The sequence below is a fragment of the Methylovulum psychrotolerans genome (genome assembly GCF_002923755.1).
GTDB classification, from domain to species: domain Bacteria; phylum Pseudomonadota; class Gammaproteobacteria; order Methylococcales; family Methylomonadaceae; genus Methylovulum; species Methylovulum psychrotolerans.
In genome coordinates, this window is the sequence record NZ_PGFZ01000001.1 from 1,174,258 (window position 1) to 1,193,649 (window position 19,392).

19 protein-coding genes are annotated in these 19,392 nt (G+C 48.3%); 3 read left to right on the plus strand and 16 right to left on the minus strand.

What is annotated here, in order from left to right; genetic code table 11:
* Position 1: 1 nt before the first annotated feature.
* From AADEFJLK_RS05425 to AADEFJLK_RS05465, 9 genes are all read right to left on the minus strand, one after another.
* On the minus strand, positions 2–703 hold the full coding sequence (locus AADEFJLK_RS05425; RefSeq protein WP_249027976.1) for a DUF4276 family protein: 702 nt from the start codon (positions 701–703) through the stop codon (positions 2–4).
* Positions 681–1,775, minus strand: a complete 1,095-nt coding sequence (locus AADEFJLK_RS05430) for an AAA family ATPase (protein ID WP_103973542.1) — start codon at positions 1,773–1,775, stop codon at positions 681–683. Before AADEFJLK_RS05430 ends, AADEFJLK_RS05425 begins: the two co-directional genes overlap by 23 nt.
* A 9-nt stretch (positions 1,776–1,784) precedes the next feature.
* Positions 1,785–2,429: a DUF4276 family protein gene (locus tag AADEFJLK_RS05435; protein WP_249027977.1), complete on the minus strand. Its 645-nt coding sequence runs from the start codon at positions 2,427–2,429 to the stop codon at positions 1,785–1,787.
* Positions 2,430–2,450: 21 nt separating this feature from the next.
* Positions 2,451–3,638 carry an AAA family ATPase gene (locus AADEFJLK_RS05440; RefSeq protein ID WP_103973544.1) on the minus strand — a complete coding sequence of 396 codons (1,188 nt, stop codon included), beginning with the start codon at positions 3,636–3,638 and terminating at the stop codon, positions 2,451–2,453.
* 125 nt (positions 3,639–3,763) lie between these two features.
* Positions 3,764–4,726: an ATP-grasp domain-containing protein gene (locus AADEFJLK_RS05445; protein ID WP_249027978.1), complete on the minus strand. Its 963-nt coding sequence runs from the start codon at positions 4,724–4,726 to the stop codon at positions 3,764–3,766.
* Positions 4,727–4,792: 66 nt separating this feature from the next.
* Positions 4,793–5,386: a TerD family protein gene (locus AADEFJLK_RS05450; protein WP_088617734.1), complete on the minus strand. Its 594-nt coding sequence runs from the start codon at positions 5,384–5,386 to the stop codon at positions 4,793–4,795.
* Positions 5,387–5,435: 49 nt separating this feature from the next.
* Positions 5,436–6,647: a TerD family protein gene (locus AADEFJLK_RS05455; protein ID WP_103973546.1), complete on the minus strand. Its 1,212-nt coding sequence runs from the start codon at positions 6,645–6,647 to the stop codon at positions 5,436–5,438.
* A 20-nt stretch (positions 6,648–6,667) separates the two neighbouring features.
* Entirely contained in the window at positions 6,668–7,243 is a 576-nt protein-coding gene (locus AADEFJLK_RS05460; protein WP_088620503.1) for a TerD family protein, read from the minus strand.
* Between the two features lie 67 nt (positions 7,244–7,310).
* Positions 7,311–7,886, minus strand: a complete 576-nt coding sequence (locus tag AADEFJLK_RS05465) for a TerD family protein (RefSeq protein ID WP_088620502.1) — start codon at positions 7,884–7,886, stop codon at positions 7,311–7,313.
* Between the two features lie 474 nt (positions 7,887–8,360).
* Between AADEFJLK_RS05465 and AADEFJLK_RS05470 the strand changes: the two genes are divergently transcribed.
* A complete protein-coding gene (locus AADEFJLK_RS05470) occupies positions 8,361–8,570 on the plus strand; it encodes a hypothetical protein (protein ID WP_019864563.1) in 210 nt (69 codons plus the stop codon).
* Positions 8,571–8,816: 246 nt separating this feature from the next.
* Here AADEFJLK_RS05470 and AADEFJLK_RS05475 read toward each other — a convergent pair whose 3' ends face one another.
* The 7 genes from AADEFJLK_RS05475 to AADEFJLK_RS05505 form a co-directional block, all read right to left on the minus strand.
* The gene (locus tag AADEFJLK_RS05475; protein WP_088620501.1) at positions 8,817–11,021 is read right to left on the minus strand and encodes an ATP-binding protein; all 2,205 of its coding nucleotides are present in this window, start codon (positions 11,019–11,021) and stop codon (positions 8,817–8,819) included.
* The gene (locus tag AADEFJLK_RS05480; protein WP_146054513.1) at positions 11,021–11,437 is read right to left on the minus strand and encodes a hypothetical protein; all 417 of its coding nucleotides are present in this window, start codon (positions 11,435–11,437) and stop codon (positions 11,021–11,023) included. The genes AADEFJLK_RS05475 and AADEFJLK_RS05480 overlap by 1 nt, the downstream gene beginning before the upstream one ends.
* Before the next feature lie 35 nt (positions 11,438–11,472).
* On the minus strand, positions 11,473–12,597 hold the full coding sequence (locus tag AADEFJLK_RS05485) for a hypothetical protein (RefSeq protein ID WP_211299145.1): 1,125 nt from the start codon (positions 12,595–12,597) through the stop codon (positions 11,473–11,475).
* Positions 12,598–12,807: 210 nt separating this feature from the next.
* Positions 12,808–14,775, minus strand: a complete 1,968-nt coding sequence (locus AADEFJLK_RS05490) for an EAL domain-containing protein (RefSeq protein WP_103973549.1) — start codon at positions 14,773–14,775, stop codon at positions 12,808–12,810.
* Between the two features lie 171 nt (positions 14,776–14,946).
* Positions 14,947–15,549 (minus strand): response regulator, encoded by a 603-nt coding sequence (locus tag AADEFJLK_RS05495; protein ID WP_088620497.1) that lies wholly within the window; start codon positions 15,547–15,549, stop codon positions 14,947–14,949.
* A 409-nt stretch (positions 15,550–15,958) separates the two neighbouring features.
* Positions 15,959–16,249: a roadblock/LC7 domain-containing protein gene (locus AADEFJLK_RS05500; RefSeq protein ID WP_170065036.1), complete on the minus strand. Its 291-nt coding sequence runs from the start codon at positions 16,247–16,249 to the stop codon at positions 15,959–15,961.
* Positions 16,250–16,265: 16 nt separating this feature from the next.
* Positions 16,266–17,012, minus strand: coding sequence for a GTP-binding protein (locus tag AADEFJLK_RS05505; RefSeq protein WP_170065037.1), 747 nt, complete (start codon positions 17,010–17,012; stop codon positions 16,266–16,268).
* A gap of 761 nt (positions 17,013–17,773) precedes the next feature.
* Here AADEFJLK_RS05505 and AADEFJLK_RS05510 point away from each other — a divergent pair.
* Positions 17,774–18,799 carry a hypothetical protein gene (locus tag AADEFJLK_RS05510; protein ID WP_103973552.1) on the plus strand — a complete coding sequence of 342 codons (1,026 nt, stop codon included), beginning with the start codon at positions 17,774–17,776 and terminating at the stop codon, positions 18,797–18,799.
* Positions 18,800–19,339, plus strand: coding sequence for a GTP-binding protein (locus AADEFJLK_RS05515; protein WP_103973553.1), 540 nt, complete (start codon positions 18,800–18,802; stop codon positions 19,337–19,339).
* The last annotated feature ends 53 nt before the right edge of the window (positions 19,340–19,392 follow it).

Here is a 19,392-nt window from a genome sequence, read left to right on the forward strand (position 1 = left end):
TTTATGCTTGGGCCAAACCACGCAGTTGGTCTAGCCAGTGTTTAAAATGCCGGCATTCTTGCTCGATTGTGGCAAGCGTGACGTGTCCGGCAATCAGCGGGGCATGGCGAGTTTTTTTGTAGGCAGGTTTTAAGATGTCTTCCAAGCGTCTGGATGGCTTAGTGTCATAACCATCATTAATGTGTTCGGGGCTTGTAAAGCAAGCCCGCACTTTTTGCAAGCTTGCCAGATGTTTCTGCCAGTCTGGCTCGGTACGGACTAGAGCCCCGACATCAGAAAACCATAGCCCTTCAAGCTCATGCGGCTGGATATAAGCAATAAACCGTTCTGGGCGGCATCCTACATGATTGCTAATGGCTGCTGCTAAAGCCTGTTCCATGATGTCTAAGCGGCCATAGACATCACCGACCCGCTTGGCTTCGTGAAACATCGGAAAATCGCCCGCCAAACCATATAAATCCAAAAATGTCGTCAGTACCGCTTGCGGATGTTGCCTTAAGGTATTTCTGGCATTAAATTTAAGGCGCTCAAAACTGACCGCCCCGCCCTCGGCACCTTTTGATGTCGGCAATAATTGCGGCTTTAAGTATATCTGCGCAGGGCGCAAAGTCGGCGCAACAATGTGCTTAATAAACGCTTCTTCACTTTGGCCTTCGGCAAAAACAATCACTTCCACCATTTTAAGGCCGCCCACCCAAGACATTGCTTTTCCACAACTCGCCCAAAGCATATTCTTCCAGCCAACCGGACAATTCCGCCGACGAAAAGCGTTTAAACACGGAAGCATCGTTTTCTTGCTCGACCACGATAACATCTTCGGGCGACAATTCATTGACCAACTCGACCGATTGCGTGGAGACAATCAGTTGCTTCGTTTCCGCGACTTGTTTAAATATATCCGCCAAGATGCTAATGGCATAGGGATGCAAGCCCAGTTCCGGTTCGTCAATCAGAATGGTATCGGGTAACAATTCCACAGGTTGCAACAACAAGGTTGCCAAACAGATAAAACGCAACGTGCCGTCTGATAAGACATGCGCCTTAAATGGCGTGTCCTGCTGGCCTTTTTGCGTCCATTCCAACTCGATATAATCCGGCGTACCCGGACGCTGGACAAAATCACCGAAGAACGGGGCGACCAAGCGGATGGTATCAACAATGCGCTGATAATGGCTAGGATAACCGTTATACAGCATCCGCAAATACGCCGCCAGATTCGCGGCATCACTTTTTAAGCGTAAGGTATCATTAACCCCGTGGGGTTGCTTAACTTTTGCCCTCTCGCCCGTGTCGTGGAAATGATAGATGCGCCAATTGCTTATCCAATTTTTTACTTGCCGGGCATAGGGGTCAAGAGAGGTTTTTAAGACGGACTCGTTTCGATTTGTTCCGTGGAAAAAATTTCCCAAAAGCGGAGCCGCATCATCAAAAAGCGCTGTGTCATTAAGCCCCGTTTCACTTGAAACAATTAAACGGTTGTCATTGGTTGGCACCAACAGGAAACTATAAGTATGTTCGGCATAAAAAAACTGCCCTAACAATGAGTCAGTACCATTACGGCCAAAATGAAGCAAACTATCCGGCCCGCCTTGGGTTTGCACATAAAGTTGCAAATTTTGCTCGGCTATTTCCGCTAATAGCCTAAAAAAACCGATAAAGTTGCTTTTCCCCGCACCATTTGCGCCAATCAGCACGTTCAGGTTATTGAGCGGAAAATCGCGTAATTCACGGATGGATTTATAACCCATTATGGTTAGCGAACTAACGCCGGACATAGCCTCTCCTTATCTGTTAATTTGACTATCAGCCAAAGCCAATTCCTTAAGCTTACCCAGCAAATAATTAAAGCTGGGCGAGGCGTTGTTATTGATGTCCATGTGTGGGCTAATCGCCTCAGCCCATTGGAATTTTTCCGCCCCTACCGCTTGCCAGCCCTTCTCTTTTAACGCTTTAGCCCCACCCGGATAAACGGCATCGGCGAGCTTTTCCCAAGTGCCGCAAATGGCATCATGGGTATAATTTTTTAACACGGCTTCCTTGGCTTTCGGGTAGGCTGTTTTCAGCGCGGTGCGGTCGCCTAAAAACCACGCCTCGCCTTCTTCCACGGCAATACAAAAACGGGTTTCCGGTTGCGGGTTACAAGCCTGTAACAGTGCCAGCAATTCTTGACGGAAGCTTGTTAAACATTTGTCGTCCAAATCACAAACCACAATCACCGCAGCGGGATAGTTTTGCCATTGCCGACCATAACCCGCCAATAATCTGGGCAGATTATCCAATAAAATACGCTTGCTGGCCTCTACTGCCGAATGCTGCTTTTTGGGGATACGCCCAACCCCTTTATACGCTTTGACAGCGAAACTATGTTCCTCGCCAATCATTTTCGGGATTAAAATATCCAAGGCCGCTTTGCCTGATTGGTCTTCCACGAGTATCTCAAAGTGCATAGTTTAGCTTGCGTCCAGATAATCGCTATACCACAGCCCTCCTAAAGGCAAGCCCTCGGCCACCATGCTTTTAACTAAAGCGTCATCACTGGCGCGGCGGATAGTGGCAAAACCATCCGACCCTTTTTCTAAAATCCACACTTCTTCCGGCTCTAACGCATCGACAAAATACGGCTGGTGGGTCGTGATAAACAATTGCGAGCCGCCTTTACGGCCTGTCGCGTGGCTGCGGAATTCGGCGGCTAAGGTTTCCAATAATTTATGGTACAAACCGTTTTCCGGCTCTTCAATACAGATAAACGGCGCGGGGTCGGGGTCTTCTAAGAGTAGCAAATAGGCAAAGACTTTTAACGTGCCGTCGGACATTTGCGGGGCATAGAACGGGTCGATAAAGCCTTTATCATTAAAGCGCAACAACAAACGCCCGTCAGAGGTTTTTTCGGTGTCGATTGTGTCTATGCCAGGAATTTTTTCGGCGATACGGTTTAAGATGCTTTGGAATTTATCCCGATGCTCACGCTCCATAAACTGCACCACATTGGCGAGGTTGTCGCCTTTACTGTTAAGGTGCTGCTGTACACCTGACAGAGGCAAGGTTCTTGCCGCATCGGGGGTAAAGTAACTGAGATACCAGCTTTCTATAAATTGCCGGAAGGCGACGATTTTGGGGTGTTCATTCAATGCGCCTAGGGTGGCTAGGCCGAGTTTTCTGGTATCCGCCAGAGTCACTTTTTCCGCTTCTAAAACTTTTTCATCAATTAGCTGTTCAAAATCACCGCCAGTAACGTAAATATCAACCGTTTCGCGGTAACTAAAGCCATTAAGTCCCTTGCCCCCCCCTTTACATACAATACCTTTCCCATTTGCCAGCATTAAGAAAACCGTAGAATTTTCAAATATATCTTTATTGGGGGTTTGAAAAAGAAGCTCCCGTTCTACGACGGGTCTGCCAAAATCTTCAACGCCAATATCGATTACATAGGTTAAGAGAGGCGCATTTTCATCCTCCCTATAAGCAATTGAAAATAAGATATAATCTGTTTGCCCTTGAGAGCGGATTTTTTCAAATCCCCCCCGCCCACGTAAATCACAGGCTTCTTCTACACCAAACTTAAGGGCATCCGCCAAGAAACCAAACACATCAAACAATGTACTCTTACCGACACCATTTTTACCAATCACAACCGTCATGGGGGTTAACGGCTCACATCCCTCTCCAATTGTATCGGGCAGTTTGCCTAGAACTACATGTTTTAAGGACTTAAAATTCTGTATCCAAATCCCCTCAATCCTAGCCATAAGCTACCGCCGCCCCATCACACCTTATCCCGCAACACCACAGGCGTGTTAACCTCGGCAATCTTCAAGCCATAATGTATCTCAGGCGGGCTAACCTTCTCGCCTTTAAACGCCTGTAAAGCCAACTTGGCAAGGTTAGTCCCCGCCAAGCAGGCCATGCCGAAACCACCCGACGGGCGGGGGTTAATTTCCAGCAACCGTGGGCCATCCTTGCCGTTTTTAAACTGGATATTAAACAAGCCGTTCAAATAGTAATGGGCAGTCAAACGCTCCACCATGCCGGCAATTTCAGCGTTATTGTCAATTTCCTGACCGTGGCCTAATAACAGCGATTTCCGGCGTTGTACCGCACACAGCAATTTGCCGTGCCGTCCGGCGCAATCGACGCTCCACTCATGGCCGTCCAAATGCTCCATGACCAGCATGGTATCGAACGAGCGGGTATTCATCATGCCTTGCCGCAATTCTTGCAACGGGATTTCGTATTCCACGCCTTTTAGCAAATGGGTGATACTGTCGCGGCGGGTGTCGAGAACCCGAAACCCTAAGCCAAATACCGACACCGAAGGCTTAACGCACAAGCTGTCATGCCGTCTTGACAATTCGGCAACCGCATGGTCGAAAGCGTACAAATTATCGACGGCGATAAACTCCATTGTCTGGGCGACATCGGGGTCTAGCGCGGCATAAAAAGCCGCTTTGTTATCCAATAAGCTTAAAGTGTCGTAATCCGCCACCGACAGCACTTGAATCCCCAGAGCATGGAACTGCGCCTGATGCAGGCTAATAAAAGCCGCTTCTTTGCCGGGCCAAAACAAATCAATGCGGTGGCGTTGGCAAAATTCTAAGCACCAATCCAGATAGTCTTGTCCGACCAGAGCGCTAGGCTCCAGATAGCTCTCGTCAGCGGCTAAAAAAGCCGAAGCGGTGGTGTGGGTGTGGGTGCAGATAATCGTTACGGCACTTGGCCTATAGGCCAAGTGCAAATTATTAAAAACCGCACTAATTGTAGAGAATGTTTTATTAAACCAAATGCGCATCAGCGTTTAAAGATGGACGACAATTTGTGGCAGCAAGTTTTCAATGGTACGTCCGGTGCCATTTTCGCCGATAGCGTGCATTTTCCATTCGCCATTGTGGCGATAGAGTTTTGCCATGATTTGCGCGGTATGCGAACCTTGGGAGCTCAGCGTATAACGGGCGATTTCAGTTTTGCTGGCACTATCGACTATACGGCAATAGGCATTTTCGACCGCATTAAACGTTTGTCCGGTAAAAGAATTGACCGTAAAAACCAAAGATTTGACATGGGCGGGTACTTTATCCAGCTCAACGATAATTTGCTCGTCGTCGCCGTCACCCGCACCAGTCCGGTTGTCGCCGGTATGGACGATACTACCGTCTTTGCTTTTCAGATGACCGAAATACACCGTATCCACGGCTTTGTTATTGTCATCAAACATGACGCACGAGGCATCCAAGTCAATAGACTCACTGTTGCCGCCGCCAAACAGGCCTTTCAACATCCCACCGCCGGATTTTTTCGCATCCCAACCCAGGCCCATAACCACTTTGCTTAAGGCCCCGCCGGATTCTTTGGACAAAGAGATTTTTTGTCCTTTTTGTAAACTGATAGCCATTTTATTTGCTCAATAGTGAATAATTATTGTTAACTGCATGATGTCCAAACTATTTGCTACCGCTACGCCATTTCATCCCCCATTGATAATGCTTATCCAGCTTCTCGTGGCCGCCAAAATATTCGTTCAGCTTCATCAGCTTTAACGCGCCATGGCTATTTTCTAACATCGCTATGGCACACATATTCGAGTCCTTGCCTTGGGAATCCAAACGCACTTCAATGACCGGATGGTCGGGGACGGTCAGGGTAACAACGGCATCAGCCTGTGTCCAACTCACCGCACCTTCGTAGATAAAGGCAAAAATGCAAATGCGCCGGATACGGTCAAAATACTTGCCGTTAATGTACAGAAACTCGCCCTCGGCAACTGCGCCGGAACGGTCGTCACCCGCGAGGTGGATATAAGGCACATCTTCGTAAGACCCAAAACAATTGCCTAACGCTTGCACCACATGCTTAGTGCCATCACTGAGTTCGTATAAACACCCCAGATCAAGGTCAACCGCCTTATCGGCACTCTTGCCGCCAAAAAAACCTTTTTTCTGGGTTTGCTGCGCCGACCAATTCAAATTGCAGACAATGCGTCCGTAACCACTGGCCGTTTTAGGTTTATCCAAAGAAATTTTGTCGCCACGTTTTTCTAAGGTGATTTTTGACAGGGATACTTTAGGCTCTACTGGCTTTGGCGGCTGGACTTCCTCTGCCACTTCCGCGCCAAAATGCTTGACCAACGCCGCCAAACCGCCGTTAAAGCCTTGGCCTATCGAATTGAAACGCCAAGTGCCGTCTTTGCGGTACAACTCGCCGACCATCAGGGCTTTTTCATCGGCGAAATCGTTGCCGTTAAAAGCAAACCGCGCCACTTCTTGCCCTAATCCGGTCAACAGGCGCAAATACCCTGCTTGCATCTGGCGCATCGTGCCGTTGCCATCCACTGCCGCCGTAAACACCAAGCGGTCAACCGTGGCAGGCAAGAGCGCCAATTGGCAAGTAAATCCTGCCATATCGCCTGCCGGTGCCGCTAAAGCGACAGCCCCGCACGGTGTTTGGGGCTGGTTGAAAAAGGTCATATAGCGGTCATCAGAGAGCTTCTGTTGGGCATCCAGACCAAAACAAGCAAAATCTACCGCTACCGACAGACCTGCTATAGACACACCTATCTGGAAGCGCTCTGCTGGCGCATAGTTAGCGAACAGTTGCTCTAGGGCGACCCGCCGCCCTTTTGCCAGTACCTGAGAGTCGGCATTCAGGGCGGACATATCGTCACGTTCCTCGTCGTTTAAACATTAACGCCAAAGGAAGTGGCCAATGGCCCTAAACCGCCCGCAAAGCCTTGGCCGACCGCCTTAAATTTCCAATCGCCACCATTGCGGTAAATTTCGCCAAAAATCATTGCGGTTTCGACAGAAGCGTCTTCACTTAAATCGTAACGGGCAATTTCTTGGCTATTTTCTTCGTTGACTATACGGATATAAGCGCGGCTGACTTGGCCGAAATTTTGTTTACGGGTTTCGGCATCGTAAATCGTAACCGTGAACACCACTTTGTCCAAATCGGCGGGAACGGCGGACAATTGGACTTTGACCACTTCATCGTCGCCGTCGCCTACGCCTGTGGTGTTGTCGCCCATGTGTTCGACCGCACCGTCGGCAACGACCTTATTGTTAAAAAAGCAGAAATCGCTGTCAGAACGGACTTTACCGTCCGCTTTCACCAAAAAGGCGCTCGCATCCAGATCGAATGCCGCCCCATCGGTAGCGCGTGCGTCCCAGCCTAAGCCGACGATGATTTTATTCAAGCCTGGCGCTTCTTTGCTTAAGTTTACGTTGCCGCCTTTTGTCAGTGATATTGCCATGATGCCATGTCCTCTTTAGTTGTTTTTAGACTATTAAAATTATAACTTTATACTAAAATTGTTAAAACTATACATTAATGCCATATTGGCGAGCCAAAGCCGCCAAGCCGCCCGCGTAACCTTGGCCGACCGCACGGAATTTCCACTCGTTAGTGTGGCGGTAAATTTCGCCGAAAATCATCGCGGTTTCGATAGAGGCATCTTCGCTCAAATCAAACCGGGTGACTTCCACGCCCGAATCTTTATTGACGATACGGACAAAGGCTTGGCTAACCTGACCAAAATTTTGCTTGCGGGGTTCCGCGTCGTGGATGGTCACGGTAAAAATAACCCGTTGGATGTCGGCGGGAATTTTATCGAGCAAGACGATAATGGATTCGTCATCACCGTCGCCTGCACCCGTGCGGTTATCGCCAGTATGCTCGACCGAACCGCAAGCGGATTTGGGCTGGTTATAAAAAATAAAATCGGCATCCGAGCGGACTTTACCGTCGCTGTTGACCATAAAGGCACTGGCATCCAAATCAAAATCCGCACCGTCCGTAGGCCGGGCATCCCAGCCTAAACCGACGATAACATTTTTTAGGCTCGGGTCGGTTTTGGACAAACTGATGTTGCCGCCTTTGCTTAAGGAAATACTCATAAAAATCAATCTCCGTTCATTTTAGTGATGGTCAGGTTCATCTATAGATGGGGATGCAATGATCCAAAAACAAGAAGGGGACAGTTTTTCGGCACACAGCCGCCGCCCTGCCGCTAGCTTAGCATCTAGGCTTATGATAACCCTTAATAGACACTTTTCCTAGCTAAGCACAGATGCAGCCATTACGCCTGACCGAAAGCTTTTTCGGCAAAAAATAAGTTACCTTTACAGCACAGATTTTCTTTTTAAATTATTTCTTATTTATATTCAATTTGTTGCAAAATACACGCATATCGCATACCGATTCCGCTATTATTTTTTTAATTTATAGTTTTGACACAACACGGTTATCGTGATAAAAATTGCACCGTTGTTTAAGAAAACTTTCGACAACCGACTCATACAAGCTGAGTTGCTCCCTTGTAGGAAAGGGAAATAACAAAAATATTAATAACTATAGATGAGGATTTAAAAATGGCTGAAGTACAAGAAGACAATTCACTGTGGTTCATCGTTGGTGGCTGTATCGCTGCAATCGTTCTGTTGGTCGTTTTATTGAAAAAAGACGAAACCAAACATTTGCAAAGCGGTGCTGTTGCGGCACTTCAAACTGAAACCTTTTCTAAAATAGAAAAAAGACACACCAGCAACAACTCTACAGCTGCTCAAATAGCTGGCAAATAAAACCAAAAGCCCTCCGCGCACTTAAGCCGGAGGGTTTTTGCTTGCAAGCGCTTGCAAAGCAATAAAGGCGGCAATCATTGCCGCCTTTATTATTTCTGGTGTACGCCTCAACTGTAAAGCAATCCTCGCTATACTTCAAAAAACGGCTGAATTCAGCTGCAAATTCCCTGCACCGACAGAGTTACCTATCCCGGAAAGTACGCATGGGCATCTTTGTGTTAAGGAAAAAGGCTAAAGCATAGCCTATTACTTATTTTTCTTTAAAATATCAATGACCAGCTCAAGCAAATTCGGCACATCGAACGGCTTAGTCAAATAGGCCAGAAAACCTGCCTTTAAACCTTCATCAATGGTCTTCGGCATGGCGGCGGCACTGACAGCAACCACCGGAATCAGGGCTGTACCAGGATTGGCTTTAAGCAAATGCAGAGCCTCCAAACCACTCATTTCTGGCAGGTTGATGTCCATCAACACAAGATCTGGCGATTCTTGGCAGATTAGCTCCAAGCCGCATTCGGCAGTGTTGGCGGTTAGCAATTCGACACCCGGAAGCTTTCGGAAAATATGTAACATAACCTTGATATTGATAAGACAGTCATCAATATAGATAACACGCCCGCTGATATCGGAAAGATCCATGGCCGCTTTAGTTGCTATCCCCGCAGACCTATCGTTAACGGCTGCCTTAGGCAAATTAACCCAGAAGCGGCTACCGACTCCCATAACACTGTCAAAACCAATGCTGCCTCCCATCGCTTCGACTAGCCGCTTGCTGACAACCAACCCTATCCCCGTACCTTCGACACTTGTTGTTTCCGCCCCTAAGCGTTGGAATGGCTGAAATATTTCTGTATATCTCCCCTCGGCTATACCTAAGCCCGTATCGGCGACAGTAATGCGCACAAAATCCCCAGACACTTCGCAGGATAAGCCCACGCTACCCCCCTCTCGGTTATATTTGATCGCATTGGACAATAAATTCAATATAACCTGGCGCACCCGCAACATGTCGGCGTAGATGGCCATTTCGCTTTGGTACGATGGGATAATAGTGACATTTCGTGCCGTTGCGGTAGGCCGCAATAGCAACACCACCTCTTCAAGCAACGGCACTAAGGCGACTTTATCGGTGTAAAGGTTCAGTTTTTGGTTTTCGATGCAAGCGAGATCGAGGATTTCGTTGATGAGGATCAGCAAATGGCGGCTGCTGGTTATGATGTGTCCAACCGCCAGTTTTTGTTCGTTTATGAGCGGCGACAGCCCACCCATTTCCAGTAATTGCGCGAACCCGATAATGGCGTTGAGCGGCGTACGCAATTCGTGGCTCATGTTTGTTAAGAATTCGGACTTGGCACGGTTAGCGTTCTCTGCGGCTTGCTTTGCTAAGGTCAGTTCGGTGATGTCGTTAATGATGCACTGCACCAGCCCTTGCCTAATCGGTGTCAAACTCAGATGTAACCAGACGCTACTGCTATCGGGGCGCGGCAATTCAATTTCCTCCGTCACCGTGACCCGTTGGTCTTGGCATCGCGCCAAAGCCTTGCCTATACTGTTAGGGTCACGGCAACACAGCGCATTCAGGAAGGTAGCATTTGGTTCGGCGGTTAATGCAACATCCATGCCTATCATCTGGATAAAAGCAGGATTACAGGACACTATCCGGCTGTTACTATCCAGCAGACAGATCCCCGCTTTGGCATTGTCAAAAATAGCCAAATATTTTTTTTCGCCGGCCTCATGCTGTAGCCGAAGGTTTTGCTCTTCATGCAGGGCGGACACCAGTTGCTTTGCCAAGGCGTTGACATCGTCCACTAGGCGGCCAATTTCATCATCCTGATGGCCACGCGGTGAAGCCAGCGTATCGCCCGCACAGGCATCCATTGCGTGTAAGTTATCCGAAACCTGCCCGATGGGCCGGATCACGAAAAACGACACCATCACCAGCACTACGCCGCCCAATACCACCAGTTCGAAAATCAGCAGATTCCTGACAAAGCCCACATCCAAGTCGATACGCTGTGTTATTTTTAAAGGGTTCGGGACTAAAACCAATTCGCCGACCACTTTATCGGGACTGAACGGGGATAGGATTAACCGATGAATCGGTGCTATTTCGGATATGCCGCTCTCCAGAAAATGGCCAGGACGCGAAAAGTTAGCCAACTCCGCTTTGCCGATATCGTAAATCACGACCGACGCAACCTCGCTATTCTTCATCAGCCCTTGCGCCACTTCGGCAGCTAGTGGTTGGTCATTCAAGTAACAAGCAATGCTGGCAGTCCGTTCCACCGTGTCTATCAATTCATTTAGACGCCCCTGGGTTTGGCGGTATGAATAATTGGCAATGACCGAAGAGGCAAAGGCAATAAACACGCCTCCCGTCACTCCGGAAACCACCAGCAGAAAGAGTAACGTGCGGGCCAATATATTGGCAGGGAACCAATGACGCATTATTTGCCGCCTTTAGGTTGCAATTCCAGGATGATCTTTACCCGTTTGTCCGCAATGGCACGCTCTACATAACCGATAGTATTCGGGTCGCTGGCCACACTTTCGAGTACGGCTTTTTGGTCTGCTACTCCACGCGGCGGCGAAGCCCGTCCGGAAAATATCAGCCGCGCCCAATAAGAATCAATATCCGCCATCTCTTTATTCACTAAAAGGCGATAAAAAAGGGCTTTTTCCTCACTGTCTGACGGCAAATCCAGGGGCTGCGCGGCAGCACCTGAAGGCATCCGACGCAACCGGCCCATGTAAATGTTGATCACTTCTTCACGGCTAATGCTAGCTACGGAAATTTTGGCGTTGGCGATCAGTACCATATCCGCCGATACCGCATTAACCCCCACTAGCATTAAAACCAGCATAAGAAAGGTTAATAGCTTGGCTAAAATATCCATATTCAATAAGCAAAATCTAAGGTTGCCGAGAGGACATCCGTCTGCCCATTCCAACCCGGTTGTTCGCCCCGGACTAAAAAGACCGAATCTGGACTCCCAAGAACGGTATCCCATTGAATTTTTGCATCCATGCCGCGGTAAAAATCCCAGCGTAAACCCAGCATGAACGTATGCTGGTTACTATGGGATGCGCCGATGGCCTTCGCCACCGCCGCATCCAACAACGGTATTTTTGTCCTGCCAATAGTATTGGTGGCCGCTTGGCTCCATGACAGGCCTGCATAAGGCGTGACAGCACCGACCCGATAGCCAGCCAAGAGATAGCCGGCAAAATTGTCCTGCAAAGAGGCCGTTTCATGTACCGCTCCGCTGACCATCAATTCCACTTGCCAAGGGCCTTTATCATAGGTCATGCCCAGCGAATAATGGCGGCTGATGGTATCCTGAACCGTCAGCGCATCGGCGGCGGCTTGAGTTTCCGGTCGGGGAATCCCGCGTAAAGCCGCTAGTAATTCCTGTATTCTGGCCAAATCCCGTGCGTGCTGGATTTGCGTGTAGCTAAAGCGCAACTGCCAACTGTCCCACTGATAGCCCAGATTTCCGCCTAACACGAGCGCCCCGCTCACATCCCACGCCGGGGGGATTTTTTCAGGGCTATAGCCGCCGAACAGCTTGGCCCGCAGAATGCCTTTACCCATAGGCAGCTTGACCGTGCCATCCAGCCCATCAATGTATTGATAAGGCAAGCCGCCATAATAGTCCACCGCTGGCCTGACGGGGAGATAGGAATATCCCACCAGCCTGGAATCGGCACGCATGTAAAAATCAACACCTAGCCGTCCGCCCCGCAGATCCAATTCGGGGCGGGGCGAATATTTCGCGTAAGCCCACGTCAGTTCAGGCAGGTAAGTGCCGCCGAAGTGATAGCGGCTGACACCTTGACCGACGATTTCAAGTTGGTCATTGACTGTCAAGTTAGCCTGCAAGCCGGCTAAGGAATCCACGGTAGCGGACCATTGGCCGCTTTTTACGCCATCAGGCTGGGATAAGTCACGGACAAACTCGGCTTGCCCTGAGCCTGAATGGGCCAAACCCGCCGTTCCGAAATAGTGCAAAGTTAAAGGCAAAGCTTTGTTATCCGCCCCCGACCTGCCAGATGCCAACAGGCATAGGCAAAATACCAAGCGGGGCATCATCCTGCCGATTGCTAGTGGTTTAGCTACCGCCCGGCCATTTGCAGCACCTACATAATAACAGGCAGATCTTGAAGACATTTTTATTGTTCCTAAAAACGGATTGCGCCGGATTATGGAGCGCCCTTCAAGGGAACCCCTGATTTAAGCGACGTGTCCCTTCAGCCACTCAAGAAGCTGATCCTCCGGCATTTCCTTGGCAATAAACCAGCCCTGCACGAAACCGCAACCCAGATCACGCACCCTATCCAGATCCGCTTGAGTTTCGACCCCTGCCGCTACAGTGGCAAGCTTAAGCCTCTTGGCAATTGCTAACGTTGCCGCCATTGTTGCGTGGACGGCGGGATTTTGGCTAGCGGCACGCACAAAACGGCGATCAAATTTTAGCTCATTGACGGGAAGATGCGGCAATAACGCGGCAAGCGGATAGCCACTGCCAAAATCGGTGACTGACAGCTTAAAGCCTTCGAGCCGCAAGTGGTTCATAACCTTCAGAATGGCTGTCATGTCCGACATCATGTCAAGGTCGGTAATTTCCAAAATCAGATTCTCGGCCTTAAAATTGAATGCCTGGATGCTGGCAAGGATAAATTGCGGAAAGCGGGTATCCGCCAGCCAATTTGCCGAGAGATTAACTGAGAGAGCCAAAGGGCAACCTGCTTCCGTAAACTGTATGCCGCTGATCAATGCCTTAGTCAGCAGCACCTCGGATAACGGCGCGACCAAACCATATTTCTTGGCTATAGCGAAGAACTCATCGGGTGGCGGTGATTCGCCTTGCCGTTGCCAACGCGCCAGCGTTTCCACACCGACGACATGCAACGTTCTGCTGTCCACCTTAGGCTGAAAATACAACTGAAATTCGGCATGGCGAATGCCTGCCAAGATGTCATTGGACGAAATGCTTAGCGTAGTAGGCCGGACGGAGGTGCTTGAGCCAAGATAATGGTTTGGACTGACGGTTGCCACTATTGGCGATTCTGTTACCTTCATGCTTGTCCCTATCTTATCCGGCATCAATGCGGCATCGCCAAGACCGTAAGCCTCAGATACGGTGAGATTTTCAGCGGCAATTTCGACCTTTTCCAAGGCATCTTCCAGTTCGATAAAAAGCATTTGTGCGGTATCGAGGCGGCTATTTTTGGCGGCCGCCTCGATACGTTCCGCCAAGCTGGCAAAGTGCAACGCACCAACAATACGCGCCGACGATTTGATTTTATGCATGACTAAAGCCAGCGCATGGGCCGTACCTTCGGTAAAATGCTGGCGGCAAGTGGCAATATCCGTATGTACCGTCGTGATGAACAGGCCGACAAACTCGCGCATCTGCTGGACATCTGAGGCACCGATAAGATTAACCAAATTGCTGGTATTTAGGATTGCGATTGCCGGCTTTACCGACGTTTTGTCCAACCAGTATTCCAATAGGGAGCGTAACGCATCCAACTCGACGGGTTCGGCCAGCATGGCATCTATACCCGCCTCCCGGCAAATTGTCGGCCCTTTCGGGTACAGTTCGGTAGTAATGGCGATAATAGGTGTATACGCACCACTAGCCCGTTTGGCGGCGCGTATGGCGCGGGCTAATTTCACCTTATCCAAATCGGGTATCTGATGGCCGATGAGAACCAGATCATGACCACCCTCCTGCCATTTGAACAGTGCCGCCGTGTTATCAGCGGCGATATCGGCATCAAAGCCTAACGCCGCCAGTTGCATTTGTAGCAACATTTGGTTGGCGGGGCGATCTTCGGCCACAAGGATACAACGCCGCCCCGTCTTGTCAGAAGTTACCGTTGTGGTAACGATGGCGGATTCAGAAGACGTTGAACAGTTGGAATCAATATGTTCAGGCAGTTCGCTAATCAATGTGGCGAGCCGCTTTGCACCTTTGGCAATTTTGTCGATTTGCTGGCGGGTGTTGGCATCCAACGCCCTATCCATTTGCAGAATGTTGATTTGAGCAAGAAGAGTGTGTAACGGTGCGCGTAATTTGTCCCCCCAATTAGCCAAGTCTTCCAACTTGGCATGGCTAACGGGTTCGGCTGCATCCGGCACTTGCCCTACGCTGTCGATGCGCTGTTGTTGGGGTTGATGTTGTTGGTCAGTCATTGCTAGCTTTTACTTATGCCTAACCGAATCGATTTTTGCCAAGACAGTTCTCCGTCAGGCAACCTATACTCTGAACGGTCAAGTTTTCGGTTAATCCTAAAACCGAAAACTTGACCGTTTGAAGTCTATGACTTTGCAATACCCGTTGTGCACCGTAGCAATAGGCTGCCATCATGCCAACTTTTTGCTCAAATGCTCCACTAGCGGACGCAAAACGGCAAAGGGAATCGGTTTGGAATAGACCGGAATGCCGGACGGTAGCCCACCGTGTTCTTCAATTTCGGAAGCCGTAAGGCCAGTGACGACAATGATAGTCGCCTGGGTCGGGGCGGGCTGGGATTTCAAACTCCGTATCATTTTAAACCCATCCATTTCCGGCATAACCAAGTCAATAATGATTAAGTCCGGATTATGGCGGCCAATCATCATAAGCCCTTTAAAACCATCGTTTGCCGTCAACAAACGGACAGGTAAACGCCATTCGTTAAATTGGAGGCGATAAACTTCGCGCTGTACCGCATCATCTTCCACTATCAAGACTTGAAGCTGATCCGGTGCCGGCGACGATTCGGTGCTCAGGATAGCCTTTTGCCGCAAGTGCATGGCCTCGACCGCCGAGACGGCAATACGCCGATGGCCCCCGGCAGTTTTCCAGGCGGGCAATATCCCCGACTCAACCCAAACCTGCACTGTTGACAACGCCACGCCTAACTTGGCTGCCGCCGCGCGGGTGGAAAGAAATTTTTCAGGCTCTAACGTATTGGATTCACTCATAAGTTTTTTATTTTTGGTGTTTGATAATCGCCTTTAAACCGATGGCGCTGAAATCAATTTCATGATCTTTCCTTCTTAAAAGCCCCAAAGCATAAAATATTCCCACAACTTTTACGCCGTCATTCCGGCTTGCCCAAAGGCTCAAGCGGATTGCCGAAATAACCATTCTACAATAGCTATAAATACCACGCAGACTTTATGGAAACATCTGTTAACGGATGAGCTGATGCCCGTATTTTTGTCGAACCGATGTTGCATTCGCTATTGGGCCACACTGAATTACGCATTATAAAACACACAAACACACGCAACCGGAATTATACTGTGCTTTATAGCGGCCTGAAATAAATTCACAGGCTTATTGTATATAAGTCCAGCACTTTTTTATAGGCGGTAACCCGCCAAATTTTTAACTTTCAAGCTTAAGCGGCTCCGCAACCGTCACCATTAACAGCTTATCGTTCAAGATAGTGACCTTTACAAAACCTTGCTCACCCTCAACAACAATGTCTTTCATTTTGCCACCGACCAGATTGGCAATACTCTTTGAGCCAAAGGCAAAAAGCGCCGCCCCCATCGCCCCAAGGAAATCTTCATCCAAGGTTGCCCCACTGCCTGTATGGGCAAGCACCAAGCCGTCTGTGGAAGTAATGGCACTGCACTTAATGCCGTCATCCAATGTAGGCAGTAATGTATCCACGCTGTTTTCCATAGATCTAAGCTCTCTTTTTTCCGGTTTTAAAATCGCCAATTTGTAACAATAAATTCATCAGAACCTGTTTTATTTCAAGTGTGTTACGCGCATCAAGCGACACCACAGGGCAAGCTAACCCATGTTTCAAAAGATAAGTGCTGTAATCCAACAAACTGGTGTCAGTATTGTTGTCATCAAAATGGGTAATGGCGATAATCCCCGGATAGTTTTGTAAAAAACGACCGTGTTGGTGCAGATAATAGTCCATTTCATTCAACGGGTCACGGCAACCGTTATCAATCATCACCACCATACCGTGAGCGCCTTTGCATAAAACATCTGCCATAAAATCAAAGCGTCTTTGTCCGGGTGTGCTGTAAATATGCAGATTGCTATTATCCAGATACGCCATGCCATATTCTATAGAGACGGTTGTGGACTCTTTATTATGCAAAGCATTACGTTCAATCGCCTTGGCATCGGAACCAATCACGGGGATTTCGCTAATGGCTCTAATGGCAGTCGATTTGCCAGAACCGACATTACCCGCCAGAATAATCTTGACTTCTTTGACAGGCTCTCCTTTTAATAAAGGCGTTCTATCCTGGTTTTGGGCGCGTTGCAGAACTGCCGGACGGGTTTTGTAAATAGGCGCATCTTTCATATTGGTTACATGGGCTTGGGATTGCGGTTTTTCTATAAACAGTCTACGTTTTTCGATGTTATGAGCTATCTGTACAGCGCTAATTGATGTGGTGGCTTGTTGCATATTTAATGTCCCCATTCATCCTGAAAAATCGTTTATTTTGTATAAAAATTAATTCGTTACCGCCAAAATAAATCTGACAACGTTTTTTTCAGTAAAGAAATCGATTACGGCCTGTAAAAATCGTCAGATTACTGGTGAAAATATATAATATGATGAAAATGATGATAAGTCCATTTTAAAAATATATTGAAGTTACTATGGGGGTTTTTATTAGGCATCATAAACAGACAAATGGGGGAAAGGGGGAAGGTAAGAACCGATAAGGATAAAATGCTGGGGAATGCTTAATCTATTGCAATACTATGCAAAATGGCATTTTGACCGTAAAGAATTGTGCATGGCGCGGAAACGAAGCGGCGCATTGCCTGTTTTAAGTGTAAGTGCCGCTGTAAGCGGCGAACAGGGCTTCTCTTCAGTGATTTTAACAAATCAGACTAAATTGTAGGAATATTTTGATATTTGTAAGGTTTTTCCTACAAATATTAAAGCCCTTAGCTGCTTTTAAACCCCTATCTTTAAATTTATAATAGTGGGTTCTAATATGCTAATTAAACCGAATTTCATCAATGGCTTTTATTGCAATAGATTAAAAAATACTACAGACCGAATAAGAACTGCCCAATACAGAAAAACAGGCTAACAGGTTCGGAAAACGTCCCTATATATTCACTGAGTTGAATTTATCAGGGGCGTGACACCACAACAGTGCTATTTTTTAATTTATCCACCCACAAAATTAAAGCCCATCGGAGATGCGATAGATGTCTGTTAGTGAATTAACTATCAAATTGGTAGGATTTAACGAAGCGCAACGCTCTAATTTTGAGTCCATCCTAAATCTGGCCGAATCTAAATTGCAACAGCAATGGAAAATCGTCAGCAGCGAAGGGCAAGCCGATTTTTTTATCTTCACCGAAGAACCATTGCAAGCAACGATAGACTCCAGCATCCCCTTAGAGCGGCGTTTGTTGTGCACCCAAGACCCTAATAATGCCGAACAGCGTATTTTCGTCAATACCCGCATGATTCCGAGTTTGCACTCTTTGGTGGCCGTACTCAACCGGCAAAAACAACCTCAGCCAGCCGATCCGGCATCCGCACCCACCAAAGAAGAACCCCACGCCGATGCCCAAGCCGCAACCGCTACAGCACCACCTATCACCGATACTATAGCGGAAGTACCCGACACATCGACGGTTTTTTATCCAGAACAAGGCCTGTTAAAAGCCTTGTTAGAAGCCAGATCCGCCGCCCAACCCCTTGCTATTACTGCTAATGCGCTTAAGCTGTGGATTGATCCGGTAGCCAACGTTTACTACTCATCTGAAGCCTTAGAAAACCTCGCCCCTTATTGTCTAGCCAACCCTCCTTCCCTATCGGCCTATCCGGTTACGCCAGCCGACTTACAACGCACGGTCAGCAACGCCGATATGCCCACCGGCCCGCTTAAAGACCTTATTTGGTATGTGGCGTATAAGTCATCGCAAGGCCGCCTTTTACAGGGCAGCAGCCCTGAAGACATTGTTAACCTGCTCCAGTGGCCCAATTTTAAACTGCCGGAGTGCGGCAATTATGTCAGGTTGGCGGCGTTTATGCACAGCAACGCCTTAGCATTAGGAGAAATAGCCGCGTCTGTCAAAATGCCAGCGACCGATATTTACAATTTTTATAATGCGTGCTTCTTAATCGGCTTAATTGAAAAAGGCTTGACCATCCAATTACATAAAAAAATCCCCAATACCGAGCGGGAAAGCCTTCTGAACAAAATCAGGAACCGTTTAAAATAAATGCACACTGCGAATAAAATCAAAATAGTTTTTACAGGCTGTGTCGGGGCAGGAAAAACGACCGCCATACAGACTATTAGCGAAGACATACCCATATCAACCGATGTTAAGCCTTCCGAAGCCAGCGTCATCAAACGCAAGCCATCAACAACAGTGGCAATGGACTACGGGACGCTAAGCCTAGGAAACGGTGAAACCTTATACCTTTACGGCACACCCGGTCAGCGCCGCTTTGATTTCATGACCGACATCCTGACGAAAGGGGCAATAGGCCTGGTTATCCTGATAGACAATAGCCATGACGACCCCTTGCAGGAACTGGACTATTACCTCAACCTTAACCACCGTTTCTTACTCGACAATCCGGCAATTATTGGTGTCACCCACTACGATGAGACTCAGCAGCCAGAGCTTGACGCTTATTATGATGCCTTAGCAGAGCGCGGCGACCCGTGGCCAGTTATCCCTGCCGATGCGCGTAACTTATCGGATATTAAGCTGTTACTGAATACTTTGCTGGCCTTGCTTGAGCATGGCTAGCAGTACCCACCCCGGCCAGAGGCCGTTACCAAAACTTTATTATTTTAGGAATT

Excerpts from the sequence above, each read along its gene's own strand:
- AADEFJLK_RS05425 (WP_249027976.1), bottom strand. The coding sequence starts at position 703 with ATGTCTTGGGTGGGCGGCCTTAAAATGGTGGAAGTGATTGTTTTTGCC.
- AADEFJLK_RS05430 (WP_103973542.1), bottom strand. The coding sequence starts at position 1,775 with ATGTCCGGCGTTAGTTCGCTAACCATAATGGGTTATAAATCCATCCGT.
- AADEFJLK_RS05440 (WP_103973544.1), bottom strand. The coding sequence starts at position 3,638 with ATGACGGTTGTGATTGGTAAAAATGGTGTCGGTAAGAGTACATTGTTT.
- AADEFJLK_RS05450 (WP_088617734.1), bottom strand. The coding sequence starts at position 5,386 with ATGGCTATCAGTTTACAAAAAGGACAAAAAATCTCTTTGTCCAAAGAA.
- AADEFJLK_RS05455 (WP_103973546.1), bottom strand. The coding sequence starts at position 6,647 with ATGTCCGCCCTGAATGCCGACTCTCAGGTACTGGCAAAAGGGCGGCGG.
- AADEFJLK_RS05460 (WP_088620503.1), bottom strand. The coding sequence starts at position 7,243 with ATGGCAATATCACTGACAAAAGGCGGCAACGTAAACTTAAGCAAAGAA.
- AADEFJLK_RS05465 (WP_088620502.1), bottom strand. The coding sequence starts at position 7,886 with ATGAGTATTTCCTTAAGCAAAGGCGGCAACATCAGTTTGTCCAAAACC.
- AADEFJLK_RS05470 (WP_019864563.1), top strand. The coding sequence starts at position 8,361 with ATGGCTGAAGTACAAGAAGACAATTCACTGTGGTTCATCGTTGGTGGC.
- AADEFJLK_RS05475 (WP_088620501.1), bottom strand. The coding sequence starts at position 11,021 with ATGCGTCATTGGTTCCCTGCCAATATATTGGCCCGCACGTTACTCTTT.
- AADEFJLK_RS05480 (WP_146054513.1), bottom strand. The coding sequence starts at position 11,437 with ATGCTGGTTTTAATGCTAGTGGGGGTTAATGCGGTATCGGCGGATATG.
- AADEFJLK_RS05490 (WP_103973549.1), bottom strand. The coding sequence starts at position 14,775 with ATGACTGACCAACAACATCAACCCCAACAACAGCGCATCGACAGCGTA.
- AADEFJLK_RS05495 (WP_088620497.1), bottom strand. The coding sequence starts at position 15,549 with ATGAGTGAATCCAATACGTTAGAGCCTGAAAAATTTCTTTCCACCCGC.
- AADEFJLK_RS05505 (WP_170065037.1), bottom strand. The coding sequence starts at position 17,012 with ATGCAACAAGCCACCACATCAATTAGCGCTGTACAGATAGCTCATAAC.
- AADEFJLK_RS05510 (WP_103973552.1), top strand. The coding sequence starts at position 17,774 with ATGTCTGTTAGTGAATTAACTATCAAATTGGTAGGATTTAACGAAGCG.
- AADEFJLK_RS05515 (WP_103973553.1), top strand. The coding sequence starts at position 18,800 with ATGCACACTGCGAATAAAATCAAAATAGTTTTTACAGGCTGTGTCGGG.